16 protein-coding genes are annotated in these 17,574 nt (G+C 58.2%); 7 read left to right on the plus strand and 9 right to left on the minus strand.

From position 1 onward, the window contains the following. Positions 1-34 precede the first annotated feature (34 nt). A complete protein-coding gene (locus tag M2Q46_RS08915; protein WP_239055233.1) occupies positions 35-1,561 on the minus strand; it encodes an aldehyde dehydrogenase family protein in 1,527 nt (508 codons plus the stop codon). Positions 1,562-1,803: 242 nt separating this feature from the next. Here M2Q46_RS08915 and M2Q46_RS08920 point away from each other — a divergent pair, with 242 nt between their 5' ends. Further along, positions 1,804-3,681: a sigma-54-dependent Fis family transcriptional regulator gene (locus M2Q46_RS08920; protein WP_302357094.1), complete on the plus strand. Its 1,878-nt coding sequence runs from the start codon at positions 1,804-1,806 to the stop codon at positions 3,679-3,681. Here M2Q46_RS08920 and M2Q46_RS08925 read toward each other — a convergent pair. The 8 genes from M2Q46_RS08925 to M2Q46_RS08960 all read right to left on the minus strand — a co-directional run bounded on the left by M2Q46_RS08925 (position 3,632) and on the right by M2Q46_RS08960 (position 13,819). Next, positions 3,632-4,108, minus strand: a complete 477-nt coding sequence (locus M2Q46_RS08925; protein ID WP_026484274.1) for a DUF1178 family protein — start codon at positions 4,106-4,108, stop codon at positions 3,632-3,634. The genes M2Q46_RS08920 and M2Q46_RS08925 overlap by 50 nt on opposite strands. Positions 4,109-4,195: 87 nt before the next feature. After that, positions 4,196-5,881 (minus strand): ABC transporter ATP-binding protein, encoded by a 1,686-nt coding sequence (locus M2Q46_RS08930; protein WP_203145006.1) that lies wholly within the window; start codon positions 5,879-5,881, stop codon positions 4,196-4,198. Continuing rightward, positions 5,878-7,332 carry an ABC transporter permease gene (locus tag M2Q46_RS08935; protein WP_083054026.1) on the minus strand — a complete coding sequence of 485 codons (1,455 nt, stop codon included), beginning with the start codon at positions 7,330-7,332 and terminating at the stop codon, positions 5,878-5,880. The genes M2Q46_RS08930 and M2Q46_RS08935 overlap by 4 nt, the downstream gene beginning before the upstream one ends. A gap of 7 nt (positions 7,333-7,339) precedes the next feature. Further along, the gene (locus M2Q46_RS08940; RefSeq protein WP_009457740.1) at positions 7,340-8,317 is read right to left on the minus strand and encodes an ABC transporter permease; all 978 of its coding nucleotides are present in this window, start codon (positions 8,315-8,317) and stop codon (positions 7,340-7,342) included. Then, a complete protein-coding gene (locus M2Q46_RS08945) occupies positions 8,317-10,503 on the minus strand; it encodes an ABC transporter substrate-binding protein (protein ID WP_060185705.1) in 2,187 nt (728 codons plus the stop codon). Before M2Q46_RS08945 ends, M2Q46_RS08940 begins: the two co-directional genes overlap by 1 nt. Further along, positions 10,497-11,069 (minus strand): thermonuclease family protein, encoded by a 573-nt coding sequence (locus M2Q46_RS08950; protein WP_230940585.1) that lies wholly within the window; start codon positions 11,067-11,069, stop codon positions 10,497-10,499. Before M2Q46_RS08950 ends, M2Q46_RS08945 begins: the two co-directional genes overlap by 7 nt. Before the next feature lie 102 nt (positions 11,070-11,171). Then, positions 11,172-12,773: an acyl-CoA dehydrogenase family protein gene (locus M2Q46_RS08955; RefSeq protein WP_302357096.1), complete on the minus strand. Its 1,602-nt coding sequence runs from the start codon at positions 12,771-12,773 to the stop codon at positions 11,172-11,174. Positions 12,774-12,814: 41 nt separating this feature from the next. Then, positions 12,815-13,819 carry a magnesium and cobalt transport protein CorA gene (locus tag M2Q46_RS08960; protein ID WP_083054029.1) on the minus strand — a complete coding sequence of 335 codons (1,005 nt, stop codon included), beginning with the start codon at positions 13,817-13,819 and terminating at the stop codon, positions 12,815-12,817. Between the two features lie 92 nt (positions 13,820-13,911). On the opposite strand from M2Q46_RS08960, the gene M2Q46_RS08965 reads away from it, so the two are divergent. The 6 genes from M2Q46_RS08965 (at position 13,912) to wrbA (ending at position 17,563) form a co-directional block, all read left to right on the plus strand. Then, on the plus strand, positions 13,912-14,292 hold the full coding sequence (locus tag M2Q46_RS08965) for a DUF423 domain-containing protein (protein ID WP_009457750.1): 381 nt from the start codon (positions 13,912-13,914) through the stop codon (positions 14,290-14,292). A gap of 57 nt (positions 14,293-14,349) precedes the next feature. Next, complete coding sequence (locus M2Q46_RS08970) at positions 14,350-15,387, plus strand: adenosine deaminase (RefSeq protein WP_035270853.1); 1,038 nt, start codon at positions 14,350-14,352, stop codon at positions 15,385-15,387. Continuing rightward, entirely contained in the window at positions 15,380-15,997 is a 618-nt protein-coding gene (locus M2Q46_RS08975; protein ID WP_302357097.1) for a DNA-3-methyladenine glycosylase, read from the plus strand. The genes M2Q46_RS08970 and M2Q46_RS08975 overlap by 8 nt, the downstream gene beginning before the upstream one ends. A gap of 58 nt (positions 15,998-16,055) precedes the next feature. Continuing rightward, the gene (locus M2Q46_RS08980) at positions 16,056-16,370 is read left to right on the plus strand and encodes an I78 family peptidase inhibitor (protein ID WP_022983535.1); all 315 of its coding nucleotides are present in this window, start codon (positions 16,056-16,058) and stop codon (positions 16,368-16,370) included. Positions 16,371-16,376: 6 nt separating this feature from the next. Then, positions 16,377-16,784 carry a PaaI family thioesterase gene (locus M2Q46_RS08985; protein WP_302357098.1) on the plus strand — a complete coding sequence of 136 codons (408 nt, stop codon included), beginning with the start codon at positions 16,377-16,379 and terminating at the stop codon, positions 16,782-16,784. Positions 16,785-16,963: 179 nt separating this feature from the next. Next, positions 16,964-17,563, plus strand: coding sequence for an NAD(P)H:quinone oxidoreductase (gene wrbA, locus M2Q46_RS08990; RefSeq protein ID WP_009457766.1), 600 nt, complete (start codon positions 16,964-16,966; stop codon positions 17,561-17,563). Positions 17,564-17,574 lie beyond the last annotated feature (11 nt).

Raw genomic sequence — 17,574 nt, forward strand, 5'->3', positions numbered from 1 at the left:
GGAGGTCTTACAACACTACGAATAGATCAAAGGATCAGAAGAAGCCCAGGGCGTTCGGGCTGTAGCTGACCAGCAGACACTTGGTTTGCTGGTAGTTATTGAGGGCCATCTTGTGGGTTTCGCGGCCGATACCGGATTGCTTGTAGCCACCGAAAGCGGCGTGAGCAGGATACAGGTGATAGCAGTTGGTCCAGACTCGGCCAGCTTCAACGCCACGGCCTACGCGGTAGGCACGCGAGCCGTCGCGGCTCCAGACACCAGCGCCCAGGCCAAACTCGGTGTCGTTGGCGATGGCAATGGCTTCTTCTTCGTCCTTGAAGGTAGTGACGGCAGCCACTGGTCCGAAGATTTCTTCCTGGAAGGTGCGCATGCTGTTCTTGCCCAGCAGCATGGTGGGACTGATGTAGTAGCCATTATCCAGACCCTGGCCCAGACGATTGCGTTCGCCGCCAGTCAAGGCTTGTGCGCCCTCTTCCCGACCGATATTGATGTAGCCCAGGATGCGCTCCATCTGTTTCTCGGACACCTGCGCGCCCACCATTGTCCCGGCGTTGAGGGGGTTGCCGGTCTGGATACGTTTGACTCGCTCGACGGCACGCTCGATAAAGCGCTCGTAGATGGATTCCTGAATCAGGATACGCGATGGACATGTGCAAATCTCGCCCTGGTTCAGAGCAAACATGCTCAAACCTTCCAGGGCTTTGTCCAGGAAGGCATCATCAGCCTGCATCACATCTTCAAAGAAGATATTGGGGCTCTTGCCGCCCAGCTCTACCGTAGCGGGGATCAGGCGGTCGGCAGCCGCGTGCAGGATTTCTCGGCCGACGGGGGTGGAGCCAGTGAAGGCGATTTTGGCGATGCGCTTGGAGTTGGCCAAGGCATGGCCTGCTTCTTTACCGTAGCCGGTGACGACGTTCAGTACGCCCGCGGGCAGCAGATCGCCGATGATTTCCATCAGCAGCAAAATGGAAGCGGGGGTTTGCTCGGCGGGTTTCAGGACGATAGGGCAACCGGCGGCCAGGGCAGGAGCCAGTTTCCAGGCGGCCATCAGTAGCGGGAAGTTCCAGGGGATGATCTGGCCGACCACACCGATAGGCTCGTGGAAGTGGTAGGCAACAGTGGTGCTGTCCACATCCGAGATGCTGCCCTCTTGTGCGCGCAAGCAACCGGCAAAGTAGCGGAAATGGTCGACGGCCAAAGGCAAGTCAGCCGCGCGGGTTTCACGGATGGGTTTGCCGTTGTCGATCGTTTCGGCAACCGCCAGACGTTCCAGGTTTTGTTCGATACGGTCAGCAATGCGCAGCAAGACGGCGGAGCGCTCGGCAGGCGGGGTATTGGCCCACTGGTGGCGCACCTTGTGCGCGGCGTCCAGAGCCAGGTCAATGTCCGCTGCACCCGAGCGGGCTACCTGGCAAAACACCTGCCCGGTGACGGGCGAGACGTTATCAAAATACTCGCCTTCGACCGGCGGCACCCAACGTCCACCAATGTAGTTGTCGTAACGGGATTTGAAAGGGAATTCCAGATCCAGGCCCATGGATTTGAGATCGGACAGATTCATGATGTCTCCTTATTGATTTAGTTCGGTGTCACAAGACGTGCACCGCAGGGAAAGGTTAGGGGTGCCTTTATCCTGATTTAACTAAAGCAAATAACGTGCCAAACTAGCTAGCGATTGTCCCGACTCGATCCTGAGCTCGCCCGCCTCCATAATGGAACGACCTCCAGTCGCAGGCTGCGACAGCTACTGTCGCAAAAAGCGAGCACTGTCGCAGGATGCGACACCCCTCCCGGAGCACACTCATGACTTCTCTACACTCGTTTTGCCCGCAGACCAACGAAACCATGTGGCGTCAGTCCTGGGAGCGCTGTCAGACGATGGAGTCGGAGTTAAGCGCGGAACCTCGGGACATGAGCCAAGGTGCACTGCGACAGTTGCTGGAACAACAGCATCACTTGTTGCATCACTCCTCGGCAGCGGTACAGGATCTAGCGGCGCTGGTGCACCCGCATCGCAGTCTGGTTTTATTGTGCGACGCACAAGGCACGGTGTTGCAACAGGCGGGGGACCCACACTTTCTGCAGCGGGCCGAACAGGTTGCCTTGCGTGCGGGTGTGAGTTGGGCGGAGAACCATCGCGGCACCAATGCTATTGGTACGGCTCTGGTCTGCGCACAGCCCATCAAGATTCACGGCAGCCAGCACTATCTGCCTGACAACCGGATTCTTAGCTGCCACGCCGCCCCCATTTACGACCCTTACGGCCAGATTATTGGGGTGCTGGATATCTCCGGGCCTTCGGAGCTGGAACATCACTACGCGCTGGATTTGGCACAGCTGTACGCCCGCCAGATCAGCCGCCAGATGCTGGAGTCACTGTGCACGCCATCGCGCCGCCTGCTGCATCTGCATACAGACCCCAGCCTGCTCAATAGTGCTTTTAGTGGTCGACTGGTTCTGGAGGACGACACCATTGTGGCTGCCGATGAGTTGGCCGCCCGCATGTTGCGCCAGGACTGGCAGGAGCTGCCCGGCCAGGATTTAAGTTCGGTACTGGAACAGGCAAAAAGCACGAGTCGGCCCGTAACGCTGCACCTGAGCACGGCCGCTAAAACCCCGGCTCCGGCCCGTGCGGTACAGACTCGGACCAAGACAGCAGAAACGACACAACTGTCCCCTCAACAGGAAAAGGCGCTGGAACCGGCGTTGCGCGCCATGCAGATGGGCTTGTCCATCTTGCTCAGCGGTCCTAGCGGCTCGGGCAAAGAGCGTATGGCGCGTGAGCTGCATCGCCGTCACAAGTCGCAGTCCGGTCCTTTTGTAGCAATTAACTGCGCCGCCCTGCCCGAAACCCTGATCGAAGCCGAGCTGTTTGGTTATGAAGCCGGTGCGTTTACAGGTGCACGCCGTCAGGGCTATGCAGGCAAATTGCGTCAGGCCCATGGCGGTGTGCTGTTTCTGGATGAAATTGGCGATATGCCTGTAGGCTTGCAAAGCCGTCTGCTACGGGTTCTACAAGAGCGCGAGGTGCAGGCACTGGGTTCGGAACGCACACACAGGCTGGACTTCCAACTGATCAGCGCTAGTCATCAGCCGCTGGAAAAGCTGGTGCGCGATGGCCGCTTTCGTGCCGACCTGTACTTCCGGCTGCAAGACTATATCTGCACAGTCCCCAGCCTTAGGGAACGCAACGATCTGGGCGACTACATTTCCAGAGAGCTGACCGTTCTGGCACAAGGCCAGGCTGCGCCCCAGCTACACCCCGAAGCCCTGCAAATACTGCAGGACTACGACTGGCCAGGCAATTACCGCCAGTTGCGATCGGTGCTGCTGCAAATCATTGTGCAAGATTCTCCGGGGCGGCTCTGGTTGGCCCAGGACCTGCCTGCCTTGCCATGCTTGAATGCAGAACACCCGGTGCTGGTCCAAGAGCCTGCCATCCCGGAGGTCCGGAGCATGACGGAAACCAGCTCCCTTGACTCCCCAAAGCCACAAACCCTGAAGGAACAGGAATACGCTGCCGTGCAGCAGGCTTTGAAACAGCATCAGGGAAATATTTCACAAGCGGCGCGCGCCTTGGGACTGCATCGCAGTACCTTGCACCGCAGGCTGAAAGAAATGTCGCAGTTATTTACTGCAGGCGGTCATCATCCAGAAAGTCCGGAATCGGCATGGCAATAATGCCGTCGTCGGCCAGTTCCTGATACTCCTGCACCGTGGCCTGACCACGGATTGCGCGCGGCTCAATGTCGCCCTCGTGCATGCGGCGTGCTTCCTGGGCAAACTGGGTGCCCACATTGTCTGACTTGCGTATCACCGAACGCAGCTCTTGTAAAAGCTGACCTTGAATCGCCCGCATTTGCGCTTCGGTAGGCATGGTTGAAGGCAAGGGAGGCGGAACTGGAGCACTGGCAGGAGCGCCAAGGCTTTCCTGCGCACCTACATTGATACGTGGAGCCGAAAGTTTGCGTTTGACCTCGTGGCTGTCGCAGACGGGGCAACACAAGAGCCCACGACTGATCTGCTCATCGTAACTTTCGCGTGAGCTAAACCAACCCTCGAACACATGGCCGTGTTCGCATTCAAGATCAAAAACCTTCAGACTCATAATGTGTTTATCAATGGGCGGACAGACCGCCGTATTGTGACATAGAAGTGCCGGACTAATTATGGCAAGTCCGGCATGTGGCGCGGCTTAACGGGGAACAGCGGCCAGCAGACGCTGCGTCAACTCTTCCTGCGGATGGAACAGAACGTGCTGTGCGCTGCCCTGCTCCACGATGCGTCCCTTGGCCATGATAGCAATTCGATCGGCCAGATACTCCACAACCCCGAAATTATGGGTAATGAACAAATAAGCCAGCCCCAGTTCCATTTGTAACTCACGCATCAAATCCAGAATCTGCGCTTGTACGGACACGTCCAGGGCCGAGGTCGGTTCGTCGCAAATCAGAACGGCGGGTTCGACTGCCAAAGCCCGCGCAATGGCGATGCGCTGACGTTGCCCACCAGAGAACTCATGCGCGTAACGATCCAGGGCGTTCTTGGGTAGACCGACTTGGTCCACTAAAGTTTCAATTCGTTTGCGACGCGCCTTGGTGTCCAGCTCGGGACGCAGCGCGGTCAGGCCTTCCAGGAGAATATCCCCCACCATCATGCGCGGATCCAGCGACCCATAGGGATCCTGAAAAATGATCTGCAAACGTGAGCGCAGTTGCCGCAAGGCCTTGCCTTTCACTTGCAAGACGTTCTGCCCCTGCATCTGCACCTGCCCGCTAATCTGAGCCTGATGATCCAGCAAGCGCATCAAAGTACGTGCGACCGTGCTTTTACCGCAGCCCGACTCGCCGACCAAAGCCAGGGTTTCGCCCTTGTGCAGTTGCAGGCTCAAGTCTTTGACCACGGGAATGACAGGCAGGCGTCGCCACCAGGAGCCAGCCTGCTTATAGGAAACAGACAAGCCCTGAATATCCAGCACCAGCTCTTTGCCGCTATTGCGCGGGGGGACTGCTTCAATGGGCGCAGGGGCACGGGACAAGGGACGCCCACGTTTCTCAAAAGTGGGAATGGCATTGAGCAATTCACGAGCATAAGGATGGCTAGGGCGTAAAAAGAACTGGCTTGCCAGCCCGGCTTCCACTATTTGTCCGTGCCGCATCAAGGCCACATAATCGGCATACTGTTTGACCAGCAGCAAATCGTGCGTAATCAGCAAGATAGCCAGGCCCATCTCTTTCTGTATATCGGCCAACAACTGCAGAATCTGCGCCTGAACCGTTACATCCAGCGCGGTAGTTGGTTCGTCAGCCACCAGCAAATCAGGTTCCGCCGCCAAGGCAATGGCAATCATGATGCGTTGCTTCTGGCCGCCGGAGAACTGGAATGGAAAGTCATCGTAACGCTGTGCGGCACCGGGGATGCCGACACGTTCCAGCCATTTGATGGCCCTTGCCCTTTCCTGCCCCGCAGGAGCCACACCATGACGACGAATCACCTCGCTGATCTGCCGGCCAATGGACATGACCGGATTCAGGCTGGTGGACGGCTCCTGAAAAATCACGCTGATGCGTTTACCGCGCACATCCTGCATTTGCTGTTCAGGCAAAGGCGGCAGTTCCAACCCGTCCAAGGCAATTTGACCGGACTGCATCCAGGCGGCTTCGGGCAAGAGGCGCAGGATCGCCATGGCCGTCATGCTTTTGCCGCAGCCGGACTCCCCCACCAAGGCAAAGGTTTCACCGCGCTGCACGGCCAAAGACAGATTACGCACCACACTTTGCACACCGGCATCGGACTGCACACGCAGTTCCAGACCCTCGATACTCAGCACGGCAGGCGTTGCAGCGGGCTTCACGGCGGAGACATTTTCAAGCTCGCTCATACCTTGGCTCCTCCTGGACGACGTACTCGCAAAGCCTTGAAGCGACGAGTACGAGGGTCAAACGCCGTTTGCACCGCATCGGCAAAAATGTTCGCAGACAGAACCAAACCCAGCATCATCACAAAAGCCCCGGCCAGGCCCCACCAGATGATCGGGTCGCGGGACAGCTCGCTACGGGCGGCGTCAATCATGCGCCCAAAGGATGGCATGCTGGGGTCCACACCAATACCCAGATAAGACAGCACAGCCTCGTACAGCACCAGGCCGGAGAACTCCAGAATCAGGGTGATCAGCACAATGTGCATGACGTTAGGCAGCAGGTGACGGAACATGATGCGCAGATGACCGACACCAAAGGCTTGGGCTGCCTGAACGTAGTCCAGCTCGCGCAGCTTCAACACCTCGGCCCGCAGCAGGCGGCACAGGCCCGCCCAGCCGGTTAACCCCAGAATCAGGCACAGCATGAACAAGCGCAGATCTGCGCGAGCGGCCACGGTGTCGAAGCTGTCGGGATGGGTGTCGATATAGACCTGCATCATCAACACGCAAGCGGCGATCAGCAGCACGCCAGGGATGGAAGTCAGCGTGGTGTAAATGTATTGAATGACATCATCCACCCAGCCCCGGAAGTATCCAGCGGCCAAGCCCAGAATGATGGCAGGTGGCAGCATGGCGAAGGTGGTCAAGGTGCCAATCACCAAAGCCGTGCGCACGCTTTTCAAGGCTTGCCAGATGATGTCGTTACCCGTGCGATCCGTGCCCAGCACGTAGTAATTCGCGCTAAGGCTCAGCACCAGGCATAGCAGTATCACCAGCACGCAGGCACTGAACCAGACCAATCGCCAATTCACCAAACCCTGCCCTTGCCACCAATAACGCCAAGCCGCGCCCCAACCCGGCTCCATGGATTGCTTGCGCCCCCAAAGCGTCAGCAGAACAGCCAGTAGCACGCTGCCCAGCACACCCCAGGCCAAACCTTTGGCGCCTAGCTGCAAAATATCGTGTCTATGCGCGGCAGGTGTATCCATACCCACCCCGGCATTGACCAGACGCGGAAAGTCCCGCACGGGCTTGCCATCTATCAGCATGCTTTCTTTGGTCAGTTGAAAGCGGGCCAAGGGAGCAGAATAGGTTTTTTCCACCTCGGCCAGCCCGGCTTTCTTCAGAATATCATCCAGCGCAGAGCGGGCGACGGGGGCATAGCTGGCTGTGCTGGCTTCCTGCCCAGGGGCAGCCGGCAATAAAGGCCGGTAGTGAATGGAGTCCAGTAAACCGATCAGCAGGAAAAAGACCAGAAAAACAGCAGCGCACATGGCCGAGGGCGTACGTGCCACACTGGCCCAGGCCGAGCGCAAGGCAGGCCGCTTGACGACGCGCCAGGTGTAGAGCGCCATGGCCAGAAACAGTGCCAGCACAAAGGTATCGGTCCAGAGAAAGACGAACTGTGGCATGGCGGGCTCAACTAAAACGAATGCGGGGGTCAACCAGGGTGTAGGAGATATCGGCCAGAATCAAACCGGCGATATAAAGCATCGATCCTAAAAACACCATGGCACGCACAATGGAGAAGTCCTGGGCATTGATGGCATCAATGGTGAAGCTGCCCAGACCCGGAATACCAAAAAAAGACTCCGAAATCAGGCTGCCCATGAACAGCAGGGGCAAAGCCGATACGGTACCCGTCAGAATGGGCAAGAGCGCATTGGGCAAGACATGGCGGAACAAAACGGTAGATTCCGCCAGCCCCTTGGAGCGCGCCGTACGCACATAATCACGGCTGGCCTCTTCCAGAAACAGGCTGCGATAAAAGCGCGATTCCGCCCCGATACGCGACAAAATCCCCACCAGCACCGGCAAGACCAGAAAGCGCCAGTTATCCATCCCTTCTACCCAGCCCGAAAACGGCACCCAGCGCAGCACCCGTGCAAACAGCCATTGCCCGGCAATGATGTAGAACAGGCCCGAAATGGACATCAACACGACGCACAGCACAACGGCGGAAAAATCCAGTCGGGTTCCCCGAAAGAACACCATCAGCAAGGCAAAACTGATACACACCCATAAGCCTAAAAAGAAGGTGGGCAAGGCCAGCGCCAAACTGGGCCCCATGCGTTGCTTGATCTGATAGGCAATATCCTGCCCCTGGTCGGACAAGCCAAAATCCAGGCGCAACAAAGGAACCGAGCGCTCGTAGAAAATCGTGTCGGTAAAGGTTTTGGAGCCTTCCGCTTGCGCGTTATAAAACAACGGCTTGTTATAACCGCGCTCTGCCTTCCAGTTTTCAATGGCCGTCTGGCTGACGCGCTGCCCACCAATGGACAAACGGGCCATATCGTCAGGCGTGTTCACGGCAAAGAACAACACAAAGGTCAGCAGATTGACCCCTATCAGAATCAGCACGCCATACAGAATGCGCCGCAGCATATAGGAAAACATCAGTCTTTCTCCTTGCGCAGAGCCACATGGCGACGACGCGCCTGAGCCTGCGAGCGCACCACCCACACCAGGATCAAGGCCAGCAAGCCCAGCGGAATGGCGGGCCACCAGACGGGGCGGTTCCAGCGATCAATTCGCTCCACACGCTGTTCGGGGTCGATACGGTAATACTGGATGCTGTCGCGCACCATCATGGACGGCTTGGCATTGCGCACCCAGCTTTGGTAGGCACCACCCGCATTGGGCACATAGCCAAACATCCAGGGGGCATCATGCTGGACCAGATGGATCATCTGCTGCACCACCGCCTGCTTGTCCGGGCCGTCGTTCAGAAAGCGCATTTGCTCGTACAGGCGATCAAACTCCGCGCTTTGGTAATTGGCGGCGTTCTCACCACCAAAATCTTTCTTGGCCTGGGGGCCATACAGCAAGGTGAAGAAGTTTTCGGCATCCGGGTAGTCGGCTACCCAGCCCCACAGAAATAGCTGTGCCGCGCCCCGCTTCATCTTGTCCTGAAAGCGGTTGTAATCGGTAGCGCGCACTTCCAGCTGCAAGCCTACCTGGGCCAGCTGACGGCGCATCCAGTCCACCGTGGCATCCGAGCCCATACCCATCATGGAGTCGTAATACAGAATCAGGGGCTTGCCGGTACGGCTGTCCCGTCCATCGGGATAGCCCGCCTGTCGCAGCAAATCACGCGCTTCGTCCAGACTGCGGCGTTTCACCACGCCATTGTCCTTGGTGTAGACATAAGGGTTGGCACCCTGGGGCAGCGGCTGATAGCCTGGCACGCCAGGCGGCAAAGGACTATGCGCGGCTTCTCCTTGGTCATTCATGAAAATGGAAACGTACTGCTCCCAGTCGAACACAATGCTGATGGCCAGGCGCAGCTTGCGGTTTTTCTCGAACTGCTCGGGCGTATCGCCCTGGCCGACCACCGGGTCATGCCAGTTAAAGCCCATATAAAACAATTGCGCTTCAGGTGCCGTGCGCAATTGCAGGCCGCGCTCCTGATACAGATTGGCTTTGTCGACCGAGTCCTGCGCGGCTACTGTCATGGCGACACCGTACTCGCCCCGCTCCACCTGCGGAATGTCGTAATAGCCCTGCAGGAACTTGCCCATCAAGGGGACGCCCTCTTTTTCCAGAGAGAACACCACTTTGTCCAGAAAAGGCATGGGCTTGCCGCAATCTTCGAGTAAACCAGCAGCCTGGTCGCCGGGCTCGCCCACACAAGGGTATGGCTCCCCCCGATAATTGGGGTTACGGCTCAGAACGTGACGGCGATTGGTCAGGGATTCTGTCAGCATGAATGGGCCTGTGCCCACGGGCCAGCTATCCAGTGTCAGATTGTGCTGCGCCATGCGCGGCTGGCTATAAAAGCGCTCGGCCTCCCAGGCCATGGGCGCGGTAAAGGTCATGGCCAGCCAGTACTTGAACTGTGGGTACTTGCCATTCACCTCGATGCGCAAGGTGTGTTTATCCAGCGCTCGCACACCCGGCAAGGTGTAGGGCCGTAAATCCAGCCATTGTGGACGCGGCTCCTGCTTGTCGATACGGGCCAGTTCTTCGCTGAACTCCTTGAAGCCCCGGATGTGCTCGGCCATCACACCCAGCACAGGAGAGGCCAAGCGCGGGCTGGCCAAACGCTTGAAGGCGTAAACGTAATCGTGAGCCGTCAGCTCGCGCGAGCCGGTATGGGCGAAGTCGGCAATGCTGAAAGCATCGTTCAGGTCCGGCGCCCGCATGGGGTAATAGCGGTACTCGCCCTGTTCATCCAAGGCAAAGGCCGGATGCGGCTGAAAGCGAATGCCTTGCTTGATGGGAATATCGTAACGGCTGACTGCCACCTGTTCGCCCGGCACATCAGCAGGCAAACGATTACCCTGCTCATCAAGGTATACAGGCTCTACCAGCTCGGCCGCCGCCTTGGGAATCAGGCGGTAGGGACGGTCCAGATAGTGATAGCCGTACAGCGGCTCATAAATCGAATACGTAAACGGTGTCTCGTCACCGGAGTAGGACAAGGCCGGGTCCAGGTGATTGGGGGAGCGGGTCGTGAACGCGCTGTAGAGCGTGTTTTCTGCTGCGCTGCCTTCCTGATAAGGGCTGTTAACGGGTTTGGAGCAAGCTGCCAATCCGACGCACAACAAGGCCAGCCCCATCCGCCGCAAAGGGCTTAGCATTGCCCTTGCTGCCAGCAGTCATAACGCCATTTCCATGGCGGGACAGGACTGGGCTCTGACCAGATGCCTACACCGGCTTCCTTGGCTTCGCGCTCCAGCTGATCAATACGAGGGTCGCGCAGGAAGCGGCCGCGTTTTTCACGATTGGCCATGGCCATTCCAGCCCGTACCAGTTTCTGGTTGGCGGTTTCGCCATCGGCCAAAGGCACATCGCATACAGCGCGACCGTGGCGGTCGCGCTCATAGCAAGACAGGGTCAAATGTTTACCGGAAACCAAATCCGACAGGAAGCGCCGCGAGGCCACCGCAAAGGGCTGGCCGGGACGACGGCTGTCTTTGGTGGTTTCGGGAGCATCGATACTGGCCAGACGCACGCGCACCTGCCTGTTATTGCTGGGCAGAATCGTCAGCGTATCGCCGTCGGCCACCCGCACCACGCGCCCTGTCAGCTCGAAGTCTTGAGCCTGAACAGGCAAGGCCCAGACAGCCATCACAGCCGTCAAGCCAGCACAAACGGCTGTGCGCCGCGTCAAAGAAGAAAAGCCGGACAGGGAAAACACAGTCATGATGCGGACAACACTCCAGGCGGGTAGCAGAAACAAGGCTAACAAATTATAGATACTGCGCACCGCCTGTCCAGAGCAATGTCCCTAGTAGGCAGGCCTGCATCAAGACGCCTGCAGGCGGGGCCAGATGCGATGCAAATACCAGGAAGCCTGCTCCACACCTTCCAGCCCGAATACGGTAGCCGGACCTTGTTGCAGACGATGGGTCGCGAACAGATCCGCGACGGCATCGGGAGCCACGTGGCGCATCAGGCAGGCTTGGTACAGAAGGGCCAGTTTCTGCGTCCAGACACGGCCTCCGGCCTGGGAAACCGTGCTCAACAAATCCTGCGCCGCTTGGCCCAGTTTCGCATCATCTCCCGTACGGGCACGCAAGTCTGCCTGCAAGGCCTCCAATACGCCTTCCTGACTCAAGGCGCGCTGCACATCCAGGCACATCACATTGCCTGAACCTTCCCAAATAGAATTGACAGGAGCTTCGCGCAGCAAGCGCGGCATGGGGCCATCCTCGATATAGCCGTTGCCGCCCCAGGTTTCCATGGCTTCGGCACACAGGGCGATGGCCCGACGGCATACCCAGAACTTGGCAGCTGGAGCCAGCACGCGTAGCACCGCCTGCGCCACGGGATCATCAGCCCGCTCCTGCAAATCCACCAGGAACAGGGCCAGATGGGTGGCCGCTTCGCTTTCCAGGCTCATATCCAGCAGTACTGCCTGCATCAAGGGCTGCTCGATCAATTGTTTGCCAAAGCAGCGTCGGTGCTGACAGTAATGCAGGGACTGCACCAAAGCCTGCCGCATCAGGGCGGCACTGCCCAGCACGCAATCAATACGGGTACGGGCCGCCATTCCGGCCAGCAGAGCAATACCGCGACCGGCTTGGCCCACGCGCCAGGCCAGCGCACCATCAAAATCAATTTCGGCACTGGCGTTAGAGCGGTTGCCCAATTTGTCTTTCAGCCTGCGTATATACCGGCGATTCAAGCCATATTCGGTATAGCGCGGCATCAGGAAACAAGAAAACTGCTCGTGCTCACGAGCCAGTACCAGATGCCCGTCCGCCTGCGGCACGGAGAAAAACCATTTGTGCCCGTAAAGACGAAACGCCTGAGCCTGGGGATGCGCTTCAGTGGTGCAGCCGCGCAGATCAGAGCCGCCCTGCATTTCCGTCATGCCCATGCCCAGCAGCACGCTGCTTTTTTCTGTCATCAACTGATCAGAAGAGTCGTACTGATTGATGTCCAGCTTGGCCGCCCATTCCTGAAACGGATCAGCCTGCAGTAAGGGCGCAGCGGCGCGCGTCATGGTCAAGGGACACAAGGTGCCCGCCTCAATCTGACCATGCATGTAAAAGCCCATGGCTCGTTGCAGGTGCCGGCCAGGTTCGGACTGATGGGGCCAGATATGCAGGCCCTGCTCCATGCCCAGGCTCATCAATTGATGCCAGGCGGGATGAAAATCCATCTGATCAACTCGTTGCCCTTGAGCAGACCAGCCTCGCCATTGCGGCGGCTGGCGATTGGCCAAGGCACCTTGTTCGCGCCAATGGGCAGAGCCCAGTTTCTGGCCGTAGTCCGCCAGCGCTTGCCGAGCCTCCTGGGAGGCCAGCTTGCTTTGCCAATGTTGTAAAGCCGGATCTTCGCCAAACAGATCGTCATGCATCAAATCCGGCACCTGATTCTGTAACTGCTGTTCCAGACCCATCTCGCCTCCTTGATTCCGGCCGTCTTGCCCCGTCTCTTAATCTAGAGCCATTTGGCCTTTTTGAATTTCCAGTACAAAAATCCGCACACGCTGCCCATCAGGCCCAAGGCCAGGGGGTAGCCCAGCGTCCATTCCAGCTCGGGCATGAATTTGAAGTTCATGCCGTAAATCCCCGCCACCGCGGTCGGCACGGCCAAAATGGCCGCCCAGGCCGCCAGCTTGCGGGTAGTGTCAGTCTGCTGCATCTGCCCTATCATCAAGCCACCTTCAAAGGCGAAGGCCAGGGCTTGCCGCAGGCTGTTAATAAATTCGGAAGTGCGGGCAATGCGGTCTGCCACTTCACCGAAATATGCCCGACTTTCCGCATCCACATACGCCAGCTCGATGCGCGACAAACGACGGCTTAGCTCCGCCAATGGCGTTACCGCGTTATACACGCGCAGCAAATCGCGCCGTAAACGATAAATACGCCGTACATCGTTTTCCTTGAAGCCCCGAATCAGAAATTGCTGTTCAATGGCCTCTACCGCCTTTTCGGTTTGTTCCAGGCAAGTCTGATACTGGTCCACAATCAGATCCAGCAACTCCGAGGCGACAAAATCACTGCCCCGCTCCAGCAAGGCCGGTGTGCTTTCCAGACGGGCACGCAGCTCTAAATAGCTGCTGTTGGAACCACGCCGTACCGTCAGCAACAAGCCGTGGGCAATCAGAATCTGCGTAGTACCAAAAAGTGGGCGCAGATCTTTCAGGCCCAAGGTTACCGCCACCACAATCAGGCAATTGCTGAACTCCAGCAATTTGGGACGACGATGAGGGGCAATCAATTCTTCAACGGCATTGTCTGGCAGACCCAGTTGCGCCCCTACTTCGCGCAAGGTCGCCTCGCTGGGGTCTTTCAAACCAATCCAGATAAAGCCGTCCTTCAAGGGATCGTGTACAGGCAGGTGATGAATATCCAAAGCCTGTGCTGGCTGGCCAGACTGATAGCGATACGCGGCCACCACAACGTCTTGTGCATCAGGGGCGACCGGAGCTATTTCTTGCATGCTGTCTCCTTGCAGACAAAGCCAATTTTTTTGTTCGATAATAGCACTGGCCTCCCTCCGCGCTGCGACCGCAGCGACTTGCAAGGAACGACATGAAATCACGATCCATTCTGTGCCTGGGCACACTGATTATGGCCTTGGGCGTAGGCCTGGGCGCGTTTGGTGCCCACGCCCTGCGCGCCATGGTTGACGCTTCGGCATTGGCAACCTGGCACACGGCCGTACTGTATCAATTGCTGCATGGTCTGGGCTTGCTGCTGATTGCCGCGTTGGGCTCGCAATTGAATGCGACCTGGCAGTCGCGCAGCGCAATTCTGATGCTGGCTGGCGTACTGATTTTCAGCGGCAGCCTGTACATTCTGGTGCTTAGCGGCGTGAAATGGCTGGGCGCGATTACCCCTATTGGCGGAGTAGCCATGATTCTGGCCTGGCTCTTTCTGGCCATTGCCGCCCTGCGTGGCAAGGACGCCTGACCCCAGGCCTTTGCCTTCGTATAATGGGGCGCATATTCTGCCTACCAGGAGCGCCCCGTGTCTGATTCCGCCTTTTCCCTACGCGAATTTACCCGCCAACTGCCCAAGGCTGAACTGCACCTTCATATCGAAGGCACGCTGGAACCGGACTTGATCTTCAAGCTGGCCCAGCGCAATCACATTACGCTGCCCTATCCCGATCAGGCCAGCCTGCACGCCGCCTATCAGTTCACCGACTTGCAATCCTTTCTGGACCTGTACTACGCCGGGGCGGGGGTTCTGATCACCGAGCAGGATTTCTTTGACATGACCTGGGCCTACTTTCTGCGCGCCCAGGCCGATGGCATTGTCCACACGGAAATCATGTTTGACCCGCAGACGCACACGGCACGCGGGATCGCCATGGAAACCGTGTTTGCCGGGATTGCCCGCGCCGCCCGCCAGGCCAGATCCGAGTTGGGGATCAGCAGCTATCTGATCTTGAGCTTCCTGCGCCACCTGAGCGAAGCCGAGGCGTTTGACACCCTGGAAGCCGCCTTGCCCTTGCGCAATCAGTATTCCGACCTGTGGATTGCAATTGGCCTGGACTCCTCGGAAAAGGGCAACCCGCCCGCCAAATTCGAGAAGGTTTATGCCCGTTGCCGAGAGCTGGGTTTCCGACTGGTCGCCCACGCGGGTGAGGAAGGCCCGGCCAGCTATGTACGCGATGCCCTTCAGCTTCTGAAAGTAGAACGCATCGACCATGGCGTGCGCAGCCAGGACGACCCGGCCCTGATGCAGTATTTGGCCGACCACGCCATTTCCTTGACAGTCTGTCCGCTGTCCAACATCAAGCTCAAGGTTTTTGATAGCCTGCACCAGCACAATCTGAAGCATTTGCTGGATCGCGGCCTGAATGTCTGCGTGAACTCGGACGACCCAGCCTATTTTGGCGGCTATCTGCTGGACAACTACCTGCAAACCGCCCAGGCCCTGAATCTGCGGGAGGCCGATTTACGCACTCTGGCAGCCAATAGCTTGCGCTCCTCCTTTTTACCCAAGGAGCAAAAGCAGGCCTGGTTGAACAAGCTGGAGCAGACTCCCGGAAATGACTGAATCCGCGCTGTACCTGCCACGTGCGTTCTTTGCCCGTGATCCGCGTTACGTTGCCCTGGAATTGCTGGGCAAAACCCTGGTTTTGAATGACGAGCGCGGGCAGCGCTGCGCCACCATTGTAGAAACCGAAGCCTATCTGGGTCCCCAGGATCAGGCCGCCCACAGCCGACGCGGTATCACCGAGCGCACGCGACTGATGTTCGGCCCGGCAGGCTACGCCTATGTGTATTTGATCTACGGCCTGCACCACTGCATGAATATCGTCAGCGGTGTTGAAGGCGATGGTACGGCGGTCTTGCTGCGGGCGGCGCAATGGACGTCGCCTGAGGATGGCCCGTCCCTGTCAGGCCCCGGACGATTGTGCAAAGGGATGGGTATAGACAAAGCTTATAACGGTGCAGATGCCTGCGCCCCTGCCATGCATTGGCTGGACGCCCCCGCCCTGCCGCCGGAGCAAATTCTGATCAGCCCGCGCATCGGCGTAGAGTACGCGGGCGCCTGGGCCAAGGCCCCCTTGCGCTACTCGATTGCCCAGCATCCCGAGGTGTCCGTCAAGCCGGGCAAAACCACCACAAAACGCAGTGTCAAAGGCCTTAAACGCCCCGCCTAGAACAGGTATTATTAATCCTTCAAGCTGAATGCTTCCCAGCTGCTTTTAAGGATTTCCCATGCGACTCTCCGTACTACTTAGCGTCCTTCCCGCCGTTTTGCTGGCTGCTTGCACGGCCACGGGCAATAGCGCGCAAACAAGCTCGACTTCTTCGTTCAGCGACTCTTCTGGTGGTCTGTGCAATGCGGACGCCTTGAATCCAGCCGGTCAAACCGCCAGCCAAAGCCAAGTTGAACGTCTGGTCAAACAGGCCGGTGCGGCAAAAGCCCGCGTCCTGGCTCCGGACCGCATGTACACCACGGACTACGATCCCACCCGTTTGAACATCCGCGTGGACGAACAAAACAAAATTACCTCTGTTTACTGCGGCTGATCCCTGATGAATCTTGAGCAAAGCCAACACTTACTGGACACGCTATTTGCCCCTTGGGTGCAAGCCCTGAAATTGCGTGTAGAAAACATGAATGAAGACGGCGTGGTTCTACGCCTGCCTTTTTCAGATCAATTGACGCACGTGGCCGGTGTGGTCTGCGGTCAGGTGTATATGGCGGCAGCCGATACCGCCATGGTGCTGGCCGTCAGTCAAAGCCTGGGGGAGTTTCGCCCCATGACTACAGTTTCACTGAACACCAGCTTTGTACGCCCGGTTAGCCAGGGGGATGTGCTGGTACACGCCCAAGTGCTGAAGCGTGGCAAAAGCATGGTCTTTGGCGACATCAAGCTGCTGGACGAGCAAGGTCGACTGGCCGCCCACGCCACCACCACCTACGCCCTGCTGCCAGGCTGATGCTCCTCGGGACGGCCACCCGCTTTGCAAGACAGACTCTGACACAAAACAATCCGTCCAGGGGTTTGGCAGAGCGGGCGTGGCACGACTATCATCGTCATAGCAGCTGCGCCCCGGCTTAGCCCTGTGGCCGCTGCCCCGTCCGATTCCTTGTTGATCGCTTTTCTGGAGAAGTTCAAATGGCAAAAGTCCTGGTTCTCTATTACTCCGCCTATGGCCACGTAGAAAAAATGGCCCAAGCGGTTGCCGAAGGTGCACAAAGCGCTGGCGCGACGGTGGACATCAAGCGTGTCCCCGAACTGGTCCCGGAAGCCGTGGCCCAGAAAGCGAATTTCAAGCTGGATCAAGCCGCCCCGGTAGCCACTATTGGCGACCTGGAAAACTACGACGCCATCATTGTCGGCACCGGCACCCGTTTCGGGCGCATCAGCTCGCAAATGGCCAGTTTTCTGGATCAGGCCGGTGGCCTGTGGGCGCGCGGCGCACTCAATGGCAAGGTAGGCGGTGCCTTTACCTCTACCGCCACCCAACACGGTGGGCAGGAGCTGACGCTACTGTCCATTATTCATAACCTGATGCACTTTGGCATGATTGTGGTGGGCCTGCCTTACAGCTTTGCAGGCCAGACACTGCTGAACGAAGTCACTGGCGGCAGCCCCTACGGCGCATCCACCATTGCCGGTGGCGACGGTTCACGTCAGCCCAGCCAGAACGAGCTGGACGGCGCCCGCTACCAGGGCCGTCATATCGCTGAAATTGCAATCAAGCTGAAAGGCTAAAACGGAGTACA

The sequence above is a fragment of the Alcaligenes sp. YSL9 genome (assembly GCF_030515105.1).
GTDB classification, from domain to species: Bacteria; Pseudomonadota; Gammaproteobacteria; order Burkholderiales; family Burkholderiaceae_B; genus Alcaligenes; species Alcaligenes phenolicus.